The sequence below is a fragment of the Marinobacter similis genome (genome assembly GCF_000830985.1).
In the GTDB taxonomy this organism is placed as follows: Bacteria; Pseudomonadota; Gammaproteobacteria; order Pseudomonadales; family Oleiphilaceae; genus Marinobacter; species Marinobacter similis.
The window spans coordinates 296195-316991 of record NZ_CP007151.1 but is presented as its reverse complement, the minus strand read 5'-3'; the positions used below and the strand labels follow the sequence as shown (position 1 = coordinate 316991).

Genomic DNA, 20797 nt, shown 5'->3' with positions numbered 1-20797 from the left:
TGCACTGAGGCTCGTGGCTACCTTGCCGCCAGGCTCAGGAGTAGCGCTTTCGGGTACTTTCGGCATTGCGCTGGTTCAGGCGCTCGCGCTTTTCCGCCAGTTTGATTTCGAGCCCCCGATTAACCGGCTGGTAGTACCGACGCTGATGAATCGCTTCGGGCAGATAGGATTCGCCGGCAGCAAAGGCCTCCGGCTCGTCATGGGCGTAGCGATAGGATTCGCCGTGCCCCATGGACTTCAGAAGTTTTGTGGGTGCGTTACGAAGGTGCACAGGCACTTCGTAATCCGGGTCCTGACGAATATCCGCCATACAGCGGTTAAAGGCGTTGTAAACCGCGTTGCTCTTGGGACACATAGCCAGATAGGTAACCGCCTGGGCAAGGGCTAGCTCGCCTCAGGCGAGCCCAGACGCTCCTGGGCGTCCCAGGCATCCATACTTAGCTGTAGAGCCCTTGGATCGGCGTTTCCGATGTCCTCACTGGCAATCCGTACCAGCCGTCTTGCTGCGTACAACGGATCGCAGCCGCCATCAAGCATCCGACACAGCCAGTACAGTGCTCCGTCCGGGTCCGAGCCGCGCACCGATTTGTGCAGCGCAGAGATCTGATCGTAGAAGACATCCCCACCCTTATCGAAACGGCGCAGGCTGGTTTGCATAACCTGCTCAAGCTGGGCCTCGGAGACGGTGTCGCGGCCCTGGGCATCCGGTTCCGCCAGGTCCGCCGCGACCTCAAGGATATTCAGCGCCCGGCGGGCATCGCCGCCGGCAGCCGCAGCCATCATCTCCAACACCTCTTGAGGCACCGCCAGGCGCCCGGCAAAGCCGCTGTCTGATTCCAGGGCGCGCTCGAGCAATCGGAGGATATCGTCGTCCTCAAGATTTTTAAGTACATAGACTCGGGTTCGGGATAACAGCGCGCTGTTCAGTTCAAACGATGGATTCTCGGTGGTGGCGCCGACAAAGATGAAGGTGCCATCTTCGATATGCGGCAGAAAGGCATCCTGCTGACTCTTGTTAAAGCGATGGACTTCGTCCACGAAGAGCAGCGTATCCCGGCCCTCCGAGCTCTTACGGTGACGGGCCCGGTCGACAACGGCACGGATCTCTTTGACCCCGCTAAGCACTGCCGAGATGGTTTCAAAACTGAGGTCACTGAGGTTCGCGAGTAACTGGGCGAACGTGGTTTTACCTACCCCCGGCGGCCCCCAGAGAATCATGGAGTGCAGCTGACCCTGCTCTACCGCGCGACGTAACGGCTTGCCAGGGCCCACCAGGTGCAACTGGCCGACGTATTCATCCAGGGAGGCTGGGCGCATGCGCGCCGCGAGGGGTCGGAATCCGGTCTGTTCTTCGAACAGGCTGTCCTGCATCAGGCCCCGTCCCGGATGATGTCCACGCCTTCCGGGTAGTCCAGGGAAAAGGCGCTATCGTCCACGCTCTGGTTCAATCGAATATCGTCGAAGCTCAGGATGCTGAGCTGGGCCAGGGAATCCTGCATGCGCATTTCCTGCAGTTCGCCCTTGAAGAAGGTCAGGCGAAGGGACACAAACAGGGAATCCGGGTTCCGGGGCTCTAATGTGTATTCCCGGGTGTTGTCGCCAATCGCCTTCAGGGACACCTTGTAGGTTTCATCCAGATTGCCGACCTCACCACTGAGCAGCAGTGCCGGAGTGGTTTGCACCCGCTCATCCAGCTTGTGGACGGTTACCTGTTCAAGGTCCGGGTCATAGACTTCAACGGTCTCACCATTGCTGACAATAAACTGGGACAGGGGCGCACTGGTCTCCCAGTAGAACAATCCAGGGCGTTTTGCCTTCAGGGCACCGCGGGTTTCCTGTACCCGATTGCCGTTCTCATTAACCACAATCTGGATAAAGCTGGCCTGGTACGACTCGTAACTCTTGAGCGCCGAGGCCAGTTTTTCGGCGGCATCCCGAGAATTGGCCGAATCATCAGCGGCGTTTGCCGACAGCGCAAAGAGAGCGACCAATGCCAGGGCAATGAGTTTAAAAAATGGGTGCTGTTGCATAGCGAACCGCTCCTAATCTCTTGGGGGTGGTGGTGCCAGCACTTCCCGGGCGCCATTATGCCCGGCTGAGCTGACCACGCCAGAAGCTTCCATGGCATCAACCAGGTTGGCCGCCCGGTTATACCCTATCTTGAATTTGCGCTGGACGGAGGAAATTGACACCCGCCGGCCCTCGGTAACAAAGGCGACCGCCTCATCGAACAGGGCATCGCCCTCGCTGTCTCCGCCACCCTCTGTCAGGGTCGGAACGCCGGGCAGGTTTTCACCTTCCGCGCCGTTGAGGACATCGTCGACATAGACGGGCTCACCCCGGGCCTTCCAGGCACTGACCACACGATGGACTTCATCGTCGTCCACAAAGGCGCCATGGACCCGCACTGGCAGACCGGAGCCCGGCGGCAGGTACAGCATGTCACCATGGCCGAGCAACTGCTCCGCGCCGCCTGATCGAGTACGGTACGGGAGTCGATCTTGGAGGAAACCTGGAACGACATCCGGGTCGGAATGTTGGCCTTAATCAAGCCGGTGATCACGTCCACCGAAGGCCGCTGGGTGGCAAGAACCAGGTGAATACCGGCGGCCCGGGCCTTTTGGGCAATCCGGGCGATCAGCTCTTCCACTTTCTTGCCAACGATCATCATCATGTCGGCGAATTCGTCGATGACCACGACAATGAAAGGCAGGGTCTCCAGCTCCGGACGCTCCTGCTCATCGTTCGCCAGGTATTCATCCGGCTTCCAGAGCGGGTCCAGCAAAGGCTCACCGGCGTCCCGGGCGTCTTTCACCTTGCGGTTGTAGCCGGCAATGTTCCGGACACCCAGGTTGGCCATGAGCCTGTACCGGCGCTCCATCTCGGCCACACACCAACGCAGTGCGTTGGCGGCTTCTTTCATGTCAGTGACCACCGGCGCCAGCAGGTGCGGAATACCGTCGTAGATGCTCAGTTCGAGCATCTTGGGGTCAACCATAATGAAGCGGACCTCATCCGGTGTCGCCTTGAGCAACATGCTCAACAGCATGGCGTTAACGCCCACGGACTTACCCGAACCTGTGGTACCCGCCACCAGCAAGTGCGGCATCTTGGCCAGGTTGGCGACCATGGGGTTGCCGCCAATGTCGTTACCCAGCGCCATAGTGATTGGCGATGCGGACTCTTCGAAAACCCGCGCGCCAAGTACCTCGCTCAGGCGAACGATTTCCCGTTCCTCGTTGGGAATTTCGATACCCACAACGGACTTGCCGGGAATGACCTCAACAACACGAACGCTCAGAACGGCCAGGGATCTTGCCAGATCCTTGGCGAGGTTGGAGATCTTGCTGACCTTAACCCCCGCCGCCGGCTTGATTTCGAAGCGGGTGATCACCGGCCCCGGATTGACCTCGACCACTTCCACGGACACGCCGAAGTCGGCCAGCTTTTCCTCAAGCATCCGGGACATGTGCTCCAGCGACTCTTCGGAATAGCCCCGCTCCTTGTGCTCCTCTGGGGGATCAAGCAAGCTCAGCGGCGGTATCGGACTCTCGACGTCTTCCAATAGAGACGCCTGTTTGTCTTTTGTCTTCCCCTCGGCCGGTGGCTGTTCGTTTTTCTTGAACGGGGAGATCTTCAGTGATCGCCCAGCCGGCTGTTGCGCCTGCTCTGGGGGCTTAGCCTTGGGCGATGGCTGGGGCTCTGCCGCGGGCGCACTGTCATCACGTGAACTGAAGCTCTCAAGCCTGGCCGGCTCGGAATCGATATCGGCCGACAAGCCTCAAGACCCGGTTCCTTCCGTTCTTTCAGTGTCTCGCCTGTGGGTTTTGCTTTCGCTTTGCCCGGTCCAAAACCGGGAATGCGATGCCACCATCTCGGCCCCTGCCTGTCCTTTTTCTCAGCTTTGGGAGCCGGAACCCGGTCTTTAACAAGGGGTGGCTCTGCCGATTTTTCCGGCGCTTTGGTTGGCTCCGCCTTGGCCTTCTTTTTATCAGGATCCGGGCTAAACATGTCTTTCAGGGCAAGGCCGAATCTGAGCGTCAGCCCGCCGATCTGGTCCATCAGCCAGAACCAGGAAAGCCCGGTGGTAACCGTCAGGGCGAACAGGAAAATAGCAATCAGCAGGAGCGTGGTGGCAGGCAAATTGAAGAAGCGCACCATCGCCTCAGAGACAGCGGTGCCCATGACACCACCGGAGGACACCCCGAGACCAAACACCGAGTAGAGGGACAGCAGGCTGGTGGCAGAAAGCAGAATAAGCAGGAAACCGCCAAACCGCATCATAAACAGCGGCCAGTGCAGATCCATGGAATCGTTACGGCGCCGAATCAACATGATCGCGTAGCCCGCGATCATCACCGGGAACAGATAGGCTACTTGGCCAAAGAAGTCCATGAACAGACTTGCAAGCCATGCGCCGGTGCGCCCGGCGTAGTTCTGTACACTGGTGTCGTGACCAATACTGGCCCAGCCAGGATCTGAGGGACTGAAAGTCACGAGTGCCATCGCGAAGTAGATGCACAGGGCAATCAACGCAATCACAGCACCCTCACGGGCGGTGCCGCCAAATGGCGGAAGCGTTGCTGTTTTTCGGTCAGCTCCTGCGGTGCTTTCTTCGCTTTAGCAGATTCGGCCATGAATACTCAAACGTTTCCATTGCTTGGGTTCTGAAGTGCCTGAAAGCCGCGAGCAAGATCGGTTTTCAGGTCTTCGACTGCTTCTATCCCTACGGAGATCCTTACCAGATTCTCGGTGATCCCCGCGGCATGCTTGTCTTCAGGCGACAGACGACCGTGAGTTGTGGTGGCCGGATGAGTGATCGTGGTTTTGACGTCACCCAGATTGGCAGTGATCGAAATCATGCGCGTGGCATCGATAAACTGCCAAGCTTCTGTCCGATCGCCCTTCAGCCGGAACGAGAGAACACCCCCGAACCCGGATTGCTGCTGTTTCGCCAACTCGTGTTGCGGGTGACTCTCAAGACCCGCATAAAACACTTCCTCCACGGCAGGCTGCTCTTCCAGCCACAGCGCCAACTGTAGCGCATTGTCGCAGTGAGCACGCATACGAATTGGTAAGGTTTCCAGGCCCTTCAGGAACACCCAGGCGTTAAAGGGCTCATGGTTGGCCCTGCGGAACGGAGGAAGCCATACACTTCGTCCATTAAGGCATTTGGCCCGACCACAACGCCACCAACACAGCGGCCCTGGCCGTCCAGGTACTTGGTCGCCGAGTGGATGATGATATCGGCACCGTGCTCCAGTGGTCGCTGCAGGACCGGCGTACAGAAGCAGTTGTCGACCACGAACAGGGCATCATTGTCGTGAGCCAGTGTCGCCAGTGCTTTCATATCCGCCACTTCACACAGCGGATTCGAAGGTGTCTCGATGAATAGCATACGAGTCTCGGCCCGCACCGCCTGTGTCCATTCATCCATGTTGGTGAGGCTGACGAACGACGTCTCGACGCCGAATTTCGCCATGTATTTCTGGAACAACACGTTGGTAGTTCCGAATACCCCTCGCGAGCAGACGACATGATCGCCAGCCTTTAGCAGCGCCATGCAGGTGCTCAGAATGGCGGCCATACCGGACGCGGTCGCTACCGCACGTTCACCGCCCTCCATCGCGGCAATCCGGCCTTCGAAAGCCTGGACCGTCGGATTGGTGAAACGGGAATAGATATTACCGGGCTCTTCGCCACCAAAACGCGCTGCAGCCTGGGCGGCACTGCCATAAACAAAACTTGAAGTGGGGAAAATCGGATCACTGTGCTCCAGCTCACCGGTGCGAATCTGCCCTGCCCTCACCGCCAGGGTGTCCACGGACATACCTTCAAGATCCGATTCCGGAATCCAGACATTCTCTTCACGACGTAACGTCATGAGCTACTCCTGATTGCACGCACTGCGTGGTTAATCTTCGTCATTGTGCAGGTCGATGATGCCATTATCGCCAGCGTCTCCGCCTTGTTGCTTGGAGCGGCTGTCATCGTTGCGCGCATCTTCCAGACGGTCCAGGTAGGCCTTGTCGACATCACCGGTCACGTACTGCCCGGTGAAGACAGAACACTCCCAGCCTTCAATATCCTCGTTGACATCATTGACGCAGGTGATGAGGTCGTCCAGATCCTGGTATAGCAGCCAGTCTGCGCCAATCAGGTCGCGAATCTCTTCAACCGTGCGGTCATGGGCAATCAACTCGCTGGCCGACGGCATGTCAATTCCGTAGACATTCGGATAACGCACCGGGGGCGCGGCCGAGGCAAAATACACGTTGCGCGCGCCAGCATCCCGGGCCATCTGAACAATTTCCTTGCAGGTTGTACCGCGAACAATGGAATCGTCAACCAGCATCACGTTCTTGCCCCGGAACTCAAGATCAATCGGGTTCAGCTTCTGGCGTACCGATTTTTTCCGCATCTTTTGGCCGGGCATGATAAAGGTACGGCCAATGTAGCGGTTCTTGATAAAGCCTTCTCGGAACTTCACTCCCAACCGGTGCGCCAACTGCATGGCGGAGGTACGGCTGGTATCAGGTATCGGCATCACCACGTCAATATCGTGATCGGGCCGCTCACGCAACACTTTGTCTGCCAGGGTTTCGCCCATTCGAAGACGCGCCTTGTAAACCGATACCTTATCGATAATGGAGTCCGGTCGAGCGAAATACACGTGCTCGAAGATGCACGGAAACAGATGCGGCTCTTCCGCACACTGCTGGGTGTATAGGGTGCCATCCGTTTCAATATACACAGCTTCACCCGGTGCGATATCCCTAACCAGAGTAAAGCCAGCTGCATTCATGGCCACGCTTTCCGATGCAATCATGTATTCCTTGTTACCGTTGTCGTCCTCGCGAACGCCATAGCAGGCCGGGCGAATCCCATTTGGGTCGCGGAAACCGACAATGCCATAGCCAGTGATCATCGCGATGACGCCATAGGCACCCCGACACCTTTTGTGCACGGCCCGCACAGCGGCAAAGATGTCGTCTTTGGTCGGATTCAGCTTGCCTAGTTTTTGCAACTCATGGGCAAAACGTTCAGCAGAACTTCGGAATCAGAATTGGTATTGATGTGCCGAAGGTCGGTCCGGAACAAATCTTCGCTCAGATCGTCAGCGTTGGTGAGGTTACCGTTATGTGCCAGTGTGATGCCGTAAGGACTGTTGACATAAAACGGCTGCGCCTCGGCCGAACTGGAACTGCCTGCCGTGGGATAACGAACATGGCCGATGCCGACATTGCCGACCAGACGACGCATATGGCGGGTATGGAAGACATCCCGAACCAACCCGTTGTCCTTGCGGAGGTAAAAGCGCTCATCCTGAAAGGTAACAATGCCCGCTGCGTCCTGGCCCCGGTGCTGAAGTACAGTCAGTGCATCATAGAGCGACTGATTGACGTTGGAAGTGCTGACGATGCCGACAATGCCACACATGGATAGGGTGTTCTCCGAGTGTTAAAACTGAATGTTAGCTAGAGGTGGATGCAGGTGCCACGCCTTGCTGAAGTTGACTGCTGTCTGATTCCCGGTAGCTGTCCGAAGCCGGTCCCAGGAAGCGGGCGAATTCATCACCCAGTGTACGCCGTGACCAGTCCTCGACCACCGCAAGCTTGTTGATCATGATCGACTCACGCCACCAGGTATCCTGCGCCAGCGGTGTGTAGCGCGTAAAGGCAATGGCAACGATAACAACCACGAGTCCGCGCAAGAGTCCGAAACCCATTCCCAGTACGCGATCCGTCGGGGACAGTCCGGTAGCCCGAACGAGATGGCCAATCATGTTATTGATGATAGCGCCCACAATGAGCGTGCCGAAAAAGAGAATCGCAAAGGCGGCAATCAAGCGCACCAACGGCGTTTCAACCGTGCTCTCCAGAAGGGTTTGCATTTGCGGATGGAAGGTTCTGGCGAGTATAAACGCGCTACCAAGTCACCAGAGACAGGGCCTCTCTTACGAAACCTCGTTTCAGACTGATGAGCGTAGACACTGTAATCAGGGCAATGATGACCCAGTCAATCCAGATCAGCGCTTCCATGTAAAACCCGGTGGAAAAAAGGAAGCGCAAATTCTATCAGGAATCGGCCCGCCACCAAACTGCCTGAGCCTCGGAAACTCAAGAAAAGAGACTCATTTATCTCCGGTGGTCACCAGGCTATTGAGACTGAAGGATTCGTCCAGATCGCGCTTTGCCGCCTCGGCATCGGATTTACTACTAAACGGACCACTGAAGACACGGGTTAGCGTAGTGTCACCCCGTTCGACTTTCTGAAGATGGGATCCATAGCCTTTGTCACGCACCTGATCCCGTAAGCGGCGGGCATTATCGGCGTTGCCAAAGCTGCCCAACTGCACCACATAAGCACCGTCCAGTGACCGGGTAAATTCCGCGGATTCTGATTCTTTGCTTTGGCTGCCGGTGCTGGGCTCCGGCGCGGGTTCGGTAGCGACCTGCTCTGCAGGTTCATCGCGCGGGGCTGGGTCATTAATCTTCGCTGCCCCGGATTCCTGGGCAATTTCTGACTCCGGCGCACCTGAGAAAGGTTCGGTATCTTCTTCCACCAGTCGGTAGTCTGGTGCCTCGCCTGAGTCTTCCGATGCCACCGATGGCTGTTCGGCGTTGTCAGGACGGGGCTCAGAATATTCTGGTGGCTCTTCGCGGTCAGATTCAGGAGCCGTCACTTCAGGAAACGGAGGCTCCTCCGGAATCTTAATGGTCGTCGAAGTTCGCTCGGAATGTGGCTCATCAAACACCATCGGAACAAAGATAACCGCAAGGGATACCAGTACCAGCGCCCCGATTATCCTTTGTTTCAGTCCATCCACGATTCCAGGCTCCCGTTGATTAGCGACGTACCACGTTGTCGATAGCAGCAGATACTAACCGCCATCCTGATAGAACTCAAAGCAGCACCGCCCGCCATGGAGAAAGTTTAAGACAAATTCGGCACACCATACTGCGCAAGTTGACACCCCGCGGGGTTATCAGAGTTATTTGAGTTATTTGAGTTCTTGCAAGTCTTCACTCGGCAGAAGCACACGACGGGCTTCCGCCACCGTAAAAAAGGATCCAAACACGATGATCAGGTCCCGTGGTCGCGCAATGGCCCGCGCCGCTGAAATCGCCTGCGAGACGGTTTCGGAACACTCATAGTGGGTAAGCGCTGCGCTTTGAGCCCTCTCATTCAGAGCCTGGGCCGACAATCCTCGGGGCACGGAGAGTCCAGCCAGCCACCAATGATCTACGATGGGCTTCATGGCATCCAGCACACCATTAACGTCTTTGTCGCCGAGAGCCGCGTAGACCGCGATAACTCGGCTGCCAGGATTCTTCTCAGCTGCCACGCGACCCGCCAACCAGCGGGCAGCATGGGGATTGTGCCCAACATCAACAAAGACATCGGGCTGCGCCGACATCTGCTCAAAGCGACCCGGCACTCGGAGCTGCTGGAGCGCACGTTCCATGAGGACAGTATCCAGACCGGGCTCAAGGGTGTGCATGGCGACAACCGCCGCCGCAACACTTGAAACCGGTAAAGGCCCGGAAGGCAGCGTTACTTCCCGTCCCCGATGAATCAGCACCAGTCGAGCTGGTGTGTCAGCCTGATCAGACTCTACCAGCTGCACCTGATAGTCCCGCCCTGCAAGCGCCAGATCCACCTTCTGCGCTGCCGCCTGTTGAAGCACCGAGCGTGGCGGCTCATCGTCGGCGCATACAGCGGGTATGCGGGGGCGCAAAACGCCAGCTTTTTCAAAGCCGATGACTTCGCGGTTGTCACCCAGGAACGCCACATGATCAATGTCCACGGAGGTAATAATGGCCAGATCCGCATCCATGACATTGACGGCATCCAATCGACCGCCCAAACCTACCTCGAGCAGCCAATCGTCCACCCCCGCCTCCGCGAGCGCCACAAAAGCCGCCAGGGTTCCAAACTCAAAGTAAGTCAGGGAGACGCCGCGGCGAGCCGCTTCCACACGTTCAAAGACGGCGACCAGCGAAGCATCGTCGATATTTCGGCCGTTCAGGCGAATTCGCTCGTTGTAGATCTCGAGATGCGGCGAGGTATAGGCGCCGGTCGTTCGGCCAGCGGCCTGCAGCAACGCCTCCAAAGAGGCGACTGCGCTGCCTTTGCCATTGGTACCGGCGACGGTGATGATCCGACCAGAGGGTTTGCGCGGAAACAGTCGTCGCAAAACGACAAGCACACGATCCAGGCCAAGATCAATTTCGGTGGGATGGAGTGCTTCCAGATAGGACAGCCACTGATCGACAGTGGCGCCAGCCCCCGGGGCAACCGGGGGCTGAACGTTATTATTGCTCGGCGGGGGCATCAGCTTCCGGTTTTTCCGTTACTTCGAACTCGATGGGCGCTTCAGTCCCCGGACGCTCGTGACCGGTAAACTTGGCCAGCACATGGGCAATGCGTTCGCGCATCTGGTGCCGATGCAGGATCATGTCGATGGCACCGTGCTCAAGCAGGAATTCACTGCGCTGGAAGCCTTCCGGCAACTTCTCACGCACGGTCTGCTCGATCACTCGCGGTCCCGCGAAACCGATCAGCGCGTTTGGCTCGGCGATATTGAGATCACCCAGCATCGCCAAACTCGCGGACACGCCACCAAACACAGGGTCGGTCATCACAGAGATGTAAGGGATGCCCTCCTGCTTCATGCGCTCAAGCACCGCGGCCGTTTTGGACATCTGCATCAGCGACAGTATCGCTTCCTGCATGCGGGCGCCGCCACTGGCAGAGAAGCACACCAGGGGAATCCGTTCAGCCAGCGCAACATTGGCAGCCTGAACGAATTTCTCGCCGACAACCTGCCCCATTGAGCCACCCAGAAAGTTGAACTCGAACGCGCAGGCTACCAGGGGAACCCCGAGTGTGGTGCCTTCATGGCCACCAGGGCATCCTTCTCGCCAGTTGTTTTCTGGGCGTGTGACAGCCGGTCTTTGTAGCGCTTGCTGTCTTTGAACTTGAGGCGATCCCATGGCTCCAGATCGGCTGCGATTTCATGCCGATCTTCAGGATCCAGGAACACATCGAGACGACGGCGGGCGTGGACTCGAAGATGATGATTACACTTGGGGCAGACGTCGAGATTCTTCTCAAGCTCCGGCTTGTACAAAAATGCACCGCACTTGGGGCACTTCTTCCACAGACCTTCCGGCACACCGGTTCGTTGCTTGGATTCCGAGCGAATTTTGCTCGGCATAATCTTGTCCAGCCAGTTACTCATGATTTCATCCTGTCCTTTGAGCCAGTTGGCCTGCCCCTGCTACTCAGGAGCTCAGGCCATCCAAAGCCTCACGCATCGGGTGGAGCAGATCCGTCAGCGCTCGCTTGAGTTGGTCGGTATCTGCCTGGTTTTTAGCTATTGTATCGACCAGGACGCTACCAACAATTACACCATCGGATACCCGCCCCACTGCAGCAGCTGTATTAGCGTCCCGAATACCAAAACCAACCGCCACCGGAAGCGCCGTAAGTTTATGGATATGGTCCACACGGCTGGCGACTTCGTCGACGTTGATTTTCGAGGCCCCAGTCACACCATTGAATGAAACATAGTACACATAGCCAGAGGAGTGCTCGCTGATTGCACGAATCCGGTCATCGGTGGTGGTTGGCGACAACAGGAAAATCGCATCCAGGTTACGCTCAGTAAACAGCGGTGCCACGTCGTCCGCTTCCTCGGGCGGCAGATCCACCGTCAGAATACCGTCGACACCAGCATCAACCGCGGCGTCGGCAAAGGCTTCATACCCTATGGCTTCCATCGGGTTAAGATAGCCCATCAAGACGATCGGCGTCTCGCTGTCCTTGGTACGGAATTCCTTGACCATGGCGATAACGTTGCGCAGCGAAGTCCCATGTTTCAGGGCACGCTCACAGGCCAGCTGGATAACCGGGCCGTCGGCCATGGGATCGGAAAACGGCACGCCCAACTCAATGATGTCGGCACCTGCGGCCACCAGAGTGTGCATCAGCCCTACCGTTGCATCGGGATGCGGGTCACCGGCGGTGATGTAGGGAATAAGTGCCTTGCGACCTTGTCCTTTCAGGGCCTCGAGGGTCCTTTCAATTCGGCTCATGCCTGCTCCTGTAACTTCTTCAGATCTCGATGCCTTCAAGCTTGGCAACCGTGTTGATGTCTTTATCGCCCCGACCGGACACGTTGATCACGACGGTTTGATCCTTGTCCATGGTAGCCGCAAGCTTGATGGCATAAGCCACCGCGTGGGCTGTTTCCAGTGCCGGCATGATCCCTTCAACACGGGTCAGCTTACGGAACCCTTCCATAGCCTCATCGTCGGTGACGGACACATAATTGGCACGACCGATGTCTTTCAACCAGCTGTGCTCAGGTCCCACACCCGGGTAGTCAAGACCGGCACTAACGGAATGGGTGCCGGCAATCTGGCCATTCTCATCTTCCATCAAGTAGGTGCGGTTGCCATGAAGGACACCGGGGCGGCCCGCGCACAGGGGTGCAGCGTGCTTGCCGGTTTCAATCCCCAGACCACCGGCTTCAACGCCGTACAACTGAACAGATTCGTCAGACAGGAACGGGTAGAACATACCGATAGCGTTGGAGCCACCACCTACACACGCCACCAGGGCGTCCGGAAGTTTACCGGTTTTCTCCAGCGCCTGGCGGCGGGTTTCACGGCCAATGACCGACTGGAAATCACGAACCAGCATCGGGTACGGGTGCGGACCGGCGACCGTGCCAATGATGTAGAAGGTTTCGTCTACGTAAGATACCCAGTCGCGCATGGCGTCGTTCATCGCATCTTTCAGCGTGCGGGTGCCACTTTCAACCGCATGCACCTCGGCGCCCAGCAGCTTCATACGAAACACGTTCAGCGACTGGCGCTGCACATCCTCTGCGCCCATGAAAACGTGACATTCCAGGCCAAGGCGGGCACACACGGTTGCGGTCGCAACGCCGTGCTGGCCGGCACCAGTTTCGGCAATAATCCGCTTTTTACCAAGAAAGCTTGCCAGCAACGCCTGACCGATGGTGTTGTTTACCTTGTGAGCACCTGTGTGGCACAGATCCTCACGCTTCAACCAGATCTGCGCGCCACCGGTTTCCCGAGTCAGTCGTTCTGCGAAATACAGTGGTGTGGGCCGACCGACATAATCCGCCAGTTCCATGTCAAAGCGAGCCTGGAACTCCGGGTCGTTCTTCAGCATCTTGTACTCTTTCTCGAGCGTCATCAGGGAATCCATCAACGTCTCGGAAACAAACCGTCCGCCAAAGGCCCCAAAGTGCCCCCTCGCATCCGGCAGCGCGCTCAGCATTTCTTCAGTCAATTTCTCAGACACGGTGAACCTCTTTAATAAAGTCGGAAATTTTTTGGATATCCTTGATGCCTTTACTGCGCTCCACACCACCGCTGACATCAACAGCCCAGGGTTGCACCTGCTCGACAGCGCGGAACACGTTATCAGAAGACAAACCACCGGCCAATATAAGCGGCAGCGGTCTCTCTGATGGGATCAGATCCCAGTTAAAAGACTTCCCCGTTCCTCCGTAGCGATCGGGGTCCCAGGCATCCACAAGCAGGCCTGCGGCCTCGTGGTACCGGGCAAAGGCCTGAATCACCTGTTCGCGATTCTGAACCCGTATGGCCTTGATCCAGCGACGCTGAAATTGGCTGCAGAACTCGGGGCTTTCATCCCCGTGAAATTGGAGCAGATCCAGAGGCAGATGAGAAAGCACCTCTCTCACCTCCTGCTCGGTCGGATTTACGAACAGCCCAACAGCAGAGACGAAGGCTGGAACCGATCGAATCAACTTCTGGGCATCCGCAATGCTGACCGCCCGCGGGCTTGGCTCATAAAAGACCAAACCCAGGCATCAGCGCCCGCTGCCACTGCCGATTCAACGTCCTCGGTGCGCGTCAGGCCACAAATCTTGACTCGCGTACTCATGCCTGTTGTACCGGTTGCTTCGGGTGAATGTGGGTTGGCGGTATCGGTCGGTTCTCTGACCGATCAAACCAGGGTCGCAAAAATCCTGGCCCGCACTCAGCCTGAGGGATACCGAAATGACCAGGGTAACCGACACCAACAAGGTAAAGGCCATGCGGCGGCGCCGTGACCCCTGCCACTGTTCTGTCTCTTGCCCCTAGTATGTCATGAATCCACTGAGCCGGCTTCTGCCCTGCGCCAACCGCCATCAGGCACCCGCTATGTTCCGCACCATATGGTGCAAAAACGCGTTTGCCTGCACGTCTATTACGACAAAGTTCCCTTTGCGGGTTACCGCAATCCGCTCCATATACCGGACTGGTGTGCGGGACTGGCACCCCGCCGCCTGGAATGACGAAAAGTCATGCTCACCCAGTAAAGCCTGTGCGGCCTCATGCATGCGATCAGCATCGAGAGGACGGAAAGTCCAACTGACCTGACCTCGTTGGATGCCGGGTCGAACCGGGTGATTATAGATAACGTATCGATAACGCCGATAAACGGCAGAAAAGCGGGCGTGAAAATCTTCAGTGCCATTACCGGCCCAATGGACAGCAATGTCACTGGGCAAGGCGGTATTGATGCCCATCACCCAGGAGCGAAGACTCCTTATTGACGGGGTTTCAAAGTGGGCAATCTGGTAGCTGGCATGCACACCGGCATCGGTGCGCCCGGCACAAACCAGATCCACGGGATGATTCGCAACTTTGGCAACCGCAGCCGCCAGCTCCGCTTCTACCGAGCGCACTCCGGATTTCTGCTGCTGCCAGCCGTGAAAATCGCGCCCATCGTATTCGAACGCAATGGCGACCCGACCGTTACCAATTGCAATATCCGAGGTGAGTTGTTGAGGTTCGAAGAACAAGCGCCTATCCGATAAAAGTCATACTGAAAAAAACAAAGCGCCGGCTTGTGTCGGTCGAGAACCCGACGGCCGGCGCTTTTACCTGAATGACCCGATTATAACGAATCAGGACAGATTTTTAAGGAGATCCTGTGCTTCGCCTTTCTGCTCGTCATCTCCTTCCAGCGCAACTTCCTCAAGGATGTCGCGGGCACCATCACTGTCACCCATCTCAATGTAAGCACGGGCCAGATCCAGCTTAGTCGCCGCTTCATCGGTCCCAGCGAGGAAATCGAAGTCATCTTCGTCGCCCAGCTCATTTTCATCGATTTCGATCGCAGCGGGTTTAGACGAATCGTCGCCCACGGTTTCCGAGGCCACCGGCAGTTCGATGTTGTCGTCGTCATTGGCCAGTGACTCAGGCTCACCCAGGTCATCCAAAGAACTCAATTCTTCCAGTTCCTCAGTGCCGGCGATTTCGTCCTCCGGGCTATCCGCTTCGGTCTCTCCAAGAACATCACCTTCGGCAAGCGTATCTTCAAGGTTCAATTGATCATCCAGCGCAGGTGCCTCACCTTCCTGATGATTGGACGAGTCTGCGGAATCAGAGAACTCTTCCATCAGTGCCAGATCCTCATCCGAAACGTCCAGTTCAAGGTCGTCGAGGGAAGACTCTTCCATTTCTTCGCCTCCAAGCTCGTCGTCTTCGCCCGCCACCTTGTCTAGCTCGGCATCAAGTTCGTCGAGGAAAGACTCGTCGAGGGAGTCAACATCCGACTGGGCCGACTCCGACTCAGCGCTGGACACCTCTTCGCTTGCGCCACCCTCAAGAGAATCTGTCTCAGGCTTCTCATCAAGAGCGCTTTCGAGTTCCATCTCAAGATCGTCAGCTTCATCGATCTCGCCCAATTCCAACGAGCTCTCATCTTCGAGATCGATTTCCAGCGCCGAGTAATCGTCGTCATTCTCAAGAGAGGTTTCGAGCGAAGACTCTTGGCCTGCATCGTCCTTTTCTTCCGAATCCAGAGAAAGTCCCGACAGATCGTATTCGATCATGCCATCGTCGTTTTTTTCTTCAGCAGCCTCTCCAGGTTCCCCTTCAGAAAGGTCTTCAGCAGACTCAACTTCATTGAGATCGAAGTCGGCAAAGTCTGTATCCAGTTCACCGAATTCGTTTTCAACCTGATCTTCCTGCTCAGAATCGTACTGGTCAGCCAGTAGCTCATCCGACAGTTGCATCTCGTTGTCATCAGATGCTGCCGTTTCAGTCTCCAGCGGCTCCGCGCTACCAAACGAATCAGATCTGAGTTGCGACTCTAGATCGTCAATGCTTGGCATTGCTTCAGCTTCGTCCAGCTGAGTTCTCAGAGCTGTTGCAGAAGCCATTGCCTGATCGTCATCCAGCGCAGCAATCTCACCAAACTGCTTTTCAAAAGAAGCGCGATCCTGACTGTCGGCATAGACACCCAGCAACTTCAGGCGCAGATCGGTGCGGCTTGGCTCTCTGGAAATCGCCGTCTCCAGAGTCTGAGCGGCCTGATCGTGTCGACCGTAGGCAATGTAGGTTTCGGCCTCGGCCAGCGGGTCCTCGGCTCCGACATGCTCCGGCTCCTCGTCATCCAGGCTTAGCTGGATGGAGTCGCTGTCATCCTCGGCTTCGCTGTTCAGCTCCTCGTAAAACGCCTTTTCACGGTTGGCGTTCCTTCGGGCCAAGAGCAGCAACAGCAGCAGCAAAATGATCAGGCCACCACCAAGTGCCATCTGGTACATGGCGTTATTGGTAATGGAGTCGAAGATGTTGCCCAACACGCCTTTGTCGGCAGCTGGTTGCTGACTGGACGGCTGCGGTGCTGGCGCCGCTTCCTCGGGCGCAGCTTCCGAAGCTACAGGCTCGGCCTCAACAACGTCTGCCTGCTCAGACTCGGCCATCGGCTCTGCTTCAACCGCGGAACCGTCATCTGCTGCTTCGATTTCCGCATCAGCTGCGTCGCCTGACGGCGCTGCGGCTGTATCTTCAGCGGCAGAAGCAGTTTCGCTTTCAGCGGTTTCACCTACCTGCTCGGCTTCACTGACCTCGGTTACAGGCTGATCCTGTCCTGCGACTGCAGATTCGGCGGCCTCAGGCTCGCCTTCAGCACCTGCAGTATCCTCTGCTACACCATCCGACGCATCTGTTGCTGTGGCTTCGCCCGACTCTCCAGCCATTTGCTGCATTTCTGCCAGCTGGCTGTTCTTCAATTCGAGCAATCGCTGCAGTGTCTCAACCTGCTCCTGCAGATCATCAACACGGGTGTTCAGTTCATCGTTTTCCCGACGGGCACTTTCAAGCTGCTCCATGGCAACCGCACTACCGGCATCCGCACCGCCCGCAAGCTGACCATCGCCACCCGCAGAGCCGCCTTCAGTTGCTTCGCGACTTTCTTCATCCGGAACCAGAAGCTTGAGCTCATCCCCCCCAGCTGCTGTTGCGGATTCCGGTGCTGCCTGAGGCTGGCTTGCGGCCGTGGCATCAACGGTGCGCTTTGGCGTCTGGAATTCAGTGTTCTGCTGACTGACCGCACGGGTCGCCTGGGCTCGCGTGCGTGACTGGATTTGATCCAGTGTCGGTACTCGCAGAATCTCTCCCCGCTTCAGGCGATTGATGTTTCCACCAATAAAAGCATCGGGATTCAAATCCTGAAGGGCCAGCATTACCTGCTGCATCGACACCGAGTCGTTAGGCCGAACTCGTGAGGCGATGGTCCAGAGGGTATCGGAGGACTGGGTTGGGCCCAGGGTATTACCCTGGAAGCCACGGCTCAGGGATTGCTCGGCCTGAGTCTGGCGACGAACAGATTCATTGCTTCGCGCAGTAGATGTCGGCTGCGGCTGAACCGAGGTAACGGCTGGAGCACTGACCTGCTCCTGAACCCCGGAATCTTCAGCGTATACAGGAGGATCCACCAGTACGGCGTATTCCCTCATCAACCGTCCGCTTGGCCAAGTCATCTCAAGCAGAAAGTTTAAATATGGTTCACGCAGTGGCTCCCTGGACGACACATTGACCGCCAGCGACCCATCGTTTTGTGTAACAACCTGGAACCTGAGTTTACTCAGAAACTGGTTGCGGCTGAGTCCAACCCTTTCATAGGCAGATTCGGGGGCGACGTTCACGAACACATCCCCAGGATCTACTCCCCGGCTTTGGGGCAGATTTATCTCTGCATCCAAAGGCTCGTTCAGGTAAGACTGAAGTTCAATTTCTCCCAGCCCCAGGGCCTGTGCGACGCCAGAGCCAAGCCCTCCCGCCAGAGCCAGGGCAACCGCAAGCTTGCGTACCTTCATGCTTTTTCCTTTCCAGTCTCCGTTATTCGTTACTGCTTTAATAAAACAGAATCGGACGAGGTTGGATGACTTCCGTCTGGATAGTTCTAGTTATTATGTCGTGTTATTAACGTTCGGTCCGGCAAGTATTGTTGATAATTTCCCTTTAATCAATCAATCAGCCGCATTCCTTGTACCATTTTGTATCAACCGCGCGGAACTCCCTAGCGCCCTTGAAAATAACAGGGGCGAAGACTGAAATCAGCCTTCGCCCCTCTTCCGGTTTTCAGAAACCGGACACAGTTGGCATTAATTGCCACCGCGCAACATTTCTTAACGTTCCTGCAGGATTCGCAGCATGCGCCTCAGCGGCTCAGCAGCGCCCCACAGCAACTGGTCACCCACCGTAAAGGCAGAGATATACTCCGGCCCCATGGCGAGTTTCCTGATCCGTCCGATCGGAACGCTGAGGGTTCCCGTGACCTTGGCAGGTGTGAGCTCTTCCATAGTGGCATCACGATCATTGGGGATCACTTTAACCCAATCGTTCGCTCTCGCCAGAATAGACTCAATTTCCTCTACCGGAATGTCCTTCTTGAGCTTGATGGTCAAGGCCTGACTGTGGGAACGCATCGCACCGATACGAACACAGATACCGTCGATCGGAATCGGGTTGTCGCTACGACCCAGAATCTTGTTGGTCTCGACACCGGCCTTCCACTCTTCCTTGCTCATTCCGTTGTCGAGCTGCTTGTCGATGAACGGAATCAGGCTGCCGGCAAGCGGCACACCGAAGTGCTCAGTCGGAAACTCACCGGAACGCATGGTTTCGGTGACCTTGCGATCAATTTCGAGAATGGCGGACGACGGATCGGCCAGCTCAGATTTCACGCTGCCATACAGATCGCCCATCTGGTTAAGCAGTTCCCGCATGTTCTGGGCACCGGAACCGGAAGCAGCCTGATAAGTCATGGGAGAAACCCACTCGATCAGATCCTGCTCGAGCAGACCACCGAGAGCCAGCATCATCAGACTGACGGTGCAGTTACCACCGACGTAATCCTTAACACCCTTGGCCAGGGCCGAATCAATCACATTGCGGTTGACCGGATCCAGCACAATCACTGAATGGTCGACCATGCGCAGGGTCGATGCGGCATCGATCCAGTAGCCCTGCCAACCGGCATCGCGCAGCTTCTGGTAGACCGCCGAGGTGTAATCCCCACCCTGGCAGGTAACGATAACATCGAGGGTTTTCAGGGTATCGATATCGAACGCGTCCTGGAGTGGAGGCACCCCTTCCTTGCCAACGTCCGGCGCCGGTTTACCGGTCTGCGACGTTGAGAAGAATACCGGATCGATATCGGCGAAATCGTTTTCGTCACGCATGCGCTGCATGAGGACCGAGCCCACCATGCCACGCCAACCTACAAGTCCAACTCGCTTCATGTGCGACCTTTGAACCTCTTTTATGCCCGCCCTCAGCCCTTTTCGCTGGCTGGGACAGGATGGGTGATCCCGCGGCAGCCGCATCGTGGTGCCGTCGGGTCTCAAATAATCGGGACAGGCGCCTGTTTACAGGGCAGCCAGTACGGCTTCGCCCATTTCACGGGTCGAGACCCGTTTGCCGTCATCCGACATGATGTCAGCTGTACGCAAGCCCTGATCCAACACCTTGCTGACCGCTGCCTCAATAGCCTCCGCTGCTGCGTCCTCACCCAAGCTATAACGCAACAACATTGCGGCACTCAGGATGGTCGCCAGCGGATTGGCAATGCCTTGACCGGCAATATCCGGGGCTGAACCGTGGCAAGGCTCATACATACCCTGCTTGTCTGAGTTCAGCGACGCCGATGGCAACATGCCAATAGACCCGGTCAGCATAGCTGCTTCGTCAGAAAGAATATCACCAAACATGTTGCCAGTCACAATCACGTCGAATTGCTTGGGTGCGCGAACCAGCTGCATGGCCGCGTTGTCCACATACATGTGAGACAGCTCGACATCCGGGTATTCCCGACACAGATCATTCATGATCTCGCGCCAGAGTACGGTCACCTCCAGGACGTTGGCCTTGTCCACGGAGCACAGTTTCTTGCCCCGCTGCTGAGCCGCCTCAAACGCTACACGGCCAATCCGGCGAATCTCGGATTCGGTATAAGCGTAAGTGTTATAGCCCTGGCGCTCACCGCTCTCAAGCTCACGAACGCCTCGCGGCTGACCAAAGTAGATGCCGCCGGTCAGCTCTCGCACGATCATGATATCCAGACCAGACACCACCTCGGGCTTCAGTGACGACGCCGAGGCCAGCTGGGGATACAGGATGGCCGGCCGCAGGTTCGCAAACAGCTCCAGATTCGAGCGCAGACCCAACAAGCCCTTTTCCGGTCGCTTTGCCATCGGGAGGCTGTCCCACTTCGGCCCGCCAACGGCACCCAACAGGATGGCATCGGCTTTTCTGGCGCTCTCCAGTGTTTCCGCCGGCAGCGGCGAATCGGTCGCATCGATGGCAGCACCACCGACCAGACCCGATTCAAAGCTGAGCCCCAACCCAAATTTTTCGTTTACTTTTTTCAGTACCTGTTCCGCTTCGGCAACGATTTCGGGACCGATACCGTCGCCCGGCAGCATTAATACGGTTCTGGACATAATCCTTTC

9 protein-coding genes and 8 pseudogenes are annotated in these 20797 nt (G+C 56.9%); all 17 read right to left on the bottom strand.

What is annotated here, in order from left to right:
• Positions 1-34 precede the first annotated feature (34 nt).
• Positions 35-1371, bottom strand: a pseudogene (locus AU14_RS01415) (replication-associated recombination protein A).
• On the bottom strand, positions 1371-2030 hold the full coding sequence (lolA, locus tag AU14_RS01410) for an outer membrane lipoprotein chaperone LolA (RefSeq protein ID WP_041338334.1): 660 nt from the start codon (positions 2028-2030) through the stop codon (positions 1371-1373). The pseudogene AU14_RS01415 and the gene lolA overlap by 1 nt, the downstream one beginning before the upstream one ends.
• A 12-nt stretch (positions 2031-2042) precedes the next feature.
• Positions 2043-3703: pseudogene (locus tag AU14_RS20145) on the bottom strand (DNA translocase FtsK); the annotation flags it as partial.
• Positions 3637-4506, bottom strand: coding sequence for a DNA translocase FtsK 4TM domain-containing protein (locus tag AU14_RS20140; RefSeq protein WP_407942841.1), 870 nt, complete (start codon positions 4504-4506; stop codon positions 3637-3639). The gene AU14_RS20140 and the pseudogene AU14_RS20145, both read right to left, overlap by 67 nt.
• Before the next feature lie 137 nt (positions 4507-4643).
• Positions 4644-5884: pseudogene (locus AU14_RS01400) on the bottom strand (O-succinylhomoserine sulfhydrylase).
• A 30-nt stretch (positions 5885-5914) separates the two neighbouring features.
• Positions 5915-7440, bottom strand: a pseudogene (gene purF / locus AU14_RS01395) (amidophosphoribosyltransferase).
• 34 nt (positions 7441-7474) lie between these two features.
• Positions 7475-8042: pseudogene (locus AU14_RS01390) on the bottom strand (CvpA family protein).
• 92 nt (positions 8043-8134) lie between these two features.
• Positions 8135-8830 carry an SPOR domain-containing protein gene (locus tag AU14_RS01385; RefSeq protein ID WP_041338333.1) on the bottom strand — a complete coding sequence of 232 codons (696 nt, stop codon included), beginning with the start codon at positions 8828-8830 and terminating at the stop codon, positions 8135-8137.
• 174 nt (positions 8831-9004) lie between these two features.
• Positions 9005-10339 (bottom strand): bifunctional tetrahydrofolate synthase/dihydrofolate synthase, encoded by a 1335-nt coding sequence (gene folC, locus AU14_RS01380; RefSeq protein WP_041338332.1) that lies wholly within the window; start codon positions 10337-10339, stop codon positions 9005-9007.
• Positions 10320-11248 (bottom strand): annotated as a pseudogene (gene accD, locus AU14_RS01375) (acetyl-CoA carboxylase, carboxyltransferase subunit beta). The gene folC and the pseudogene accD overlap by 20 nt, the downstream one beginning before the upstream one ends.
• 43 nt (positions 11249-11291) lie before the next feature.
• A complete protein-coding gene (gene trpA, locus AU14_RS01370; RefSeq protein WP_041338331.1) occupies positions 11292-12104 on the bottom strand; it encodes a tryptophan synthase subunit alpha in 813 nt (270 codons plus the stop codon).
• A 19-nt stretch (positions 12105-12123) separates the two neighbouring features.
• Complete coding sequence (trpB, locus tag AU14_RS01365; protein WP_407942840.1) at positions 12124-13332, bottom strand: tryptophan synthase subunit beta; 1209 nt, start codon at positions 13330-13332, stop codon at positions 12124-12126.
• A 4-nt stretch (positions 13333-13336) separates the two neighbouring features.
• A pseudogene (locus tag AU14_RS01360) lies at positions 13337-13953 on the bottom strand (phosphoribosylanthranilate isomerase).
• Positions 13950-14857 (bottom strand): annotated as a pseudogene (gene truA, locus AU14_RS01355) (tRNA pseudouridine(38-40) synthase TruA). Before truA ends, AU14_RS01360 begins: the two co-directional pseudogenes overlap by 4 nt.
• A gap of 105 nt (positions 14858-14962) precedes the next feature.
• Positions 14963-18160, bottom strand: coding sequence for a FimV/HubP family polar landmark protein (locus AU14_RS01350; RefSeq protein ID WP_041338330.1), 3198 nt, complete (start codon positions 18158-18160; stop codon positions 14963-14965).
• 312 nt (positions 18161-18472) lie between these two features.
• On the bottom strand, positions 18473-19588 hold the full coding sequence (asd, locus tag AU14_RS01345; RefSeq protein WP_041338329.1) for an aspartate-semialdehyde dehydrogenase: 1116 nt from the start codon (positions 19586-19588) through the stop codon (positions 18473-18475).
• Positions 19589-19714: 126 nt separating this feature from the next.
• Positions 19715-20788, bottom strand: coding sequence for a 3-isopropylmalate dehydrogenase (gene leuB, locus AU14_RS01340; RefSeq protein ID WP_041338327.1), 1074 nt, complete (start codon positions 20786-20788; stop codon positions 19715-19717).
• Positions 20789-20797 lie beyond the last annotated feature (9 nt).

What these genes read in the sequence shown, in the direction of transcription:
- lolA (WP_041338334.1), bottom strand. Translation starts at nt 2,030, where the DNA reads ATGCAACAGCACCCATTTTTTAAACTCATTGCCCTGGCATTGGTCGCT.
- AU14_RS20140 (WP_407942841.1), bottom strand. Translation starts at nt 4,506, where the DNA reads ATGGCACTCGTGACTTTCAGTCCCTCAGATCCTGGCTGGGCCAGTATT.
- folC (WP_041338332.1), bottom strand. Translation starts at nt 10,339, where the DNA reads ATGCCCCCGCCGAGCAATAATAACGTTCAGCCCCCGGTTGCCCCGGGG.
- trpA (WP_041338331.1), bottom strand. Translation starts at nt 12,104, where the DNA reads ATGAGCCGAATTGAAAGGACCCTCGAGGCCCTGAAAGGACAAGGTCGC.
- AU14_RS01350 (WP_041338330.1), bottom strand. Translation starts at nt 18,160, where the DNA reads ATGAAGGTACGCAAGCTTGCGGTTGCCCTGGCTCTGGCGGGAGGGCTT.
- asd (WP_041338329.1), bottom strand. Translation starts at nt 19,588, where the DNA reads ATGAAGCGAGTTGGACTTGTAGGTTGGCGTGGCATGGTGGGCTCGGTC.
- leuB (WP_041338327.1), bottom strand. Translation starts at nt 20,788, where the DNA reads ATGTCCAGAACCGTATTAATGCTGCCGGGCGACGGTATCGGTCCCGAA.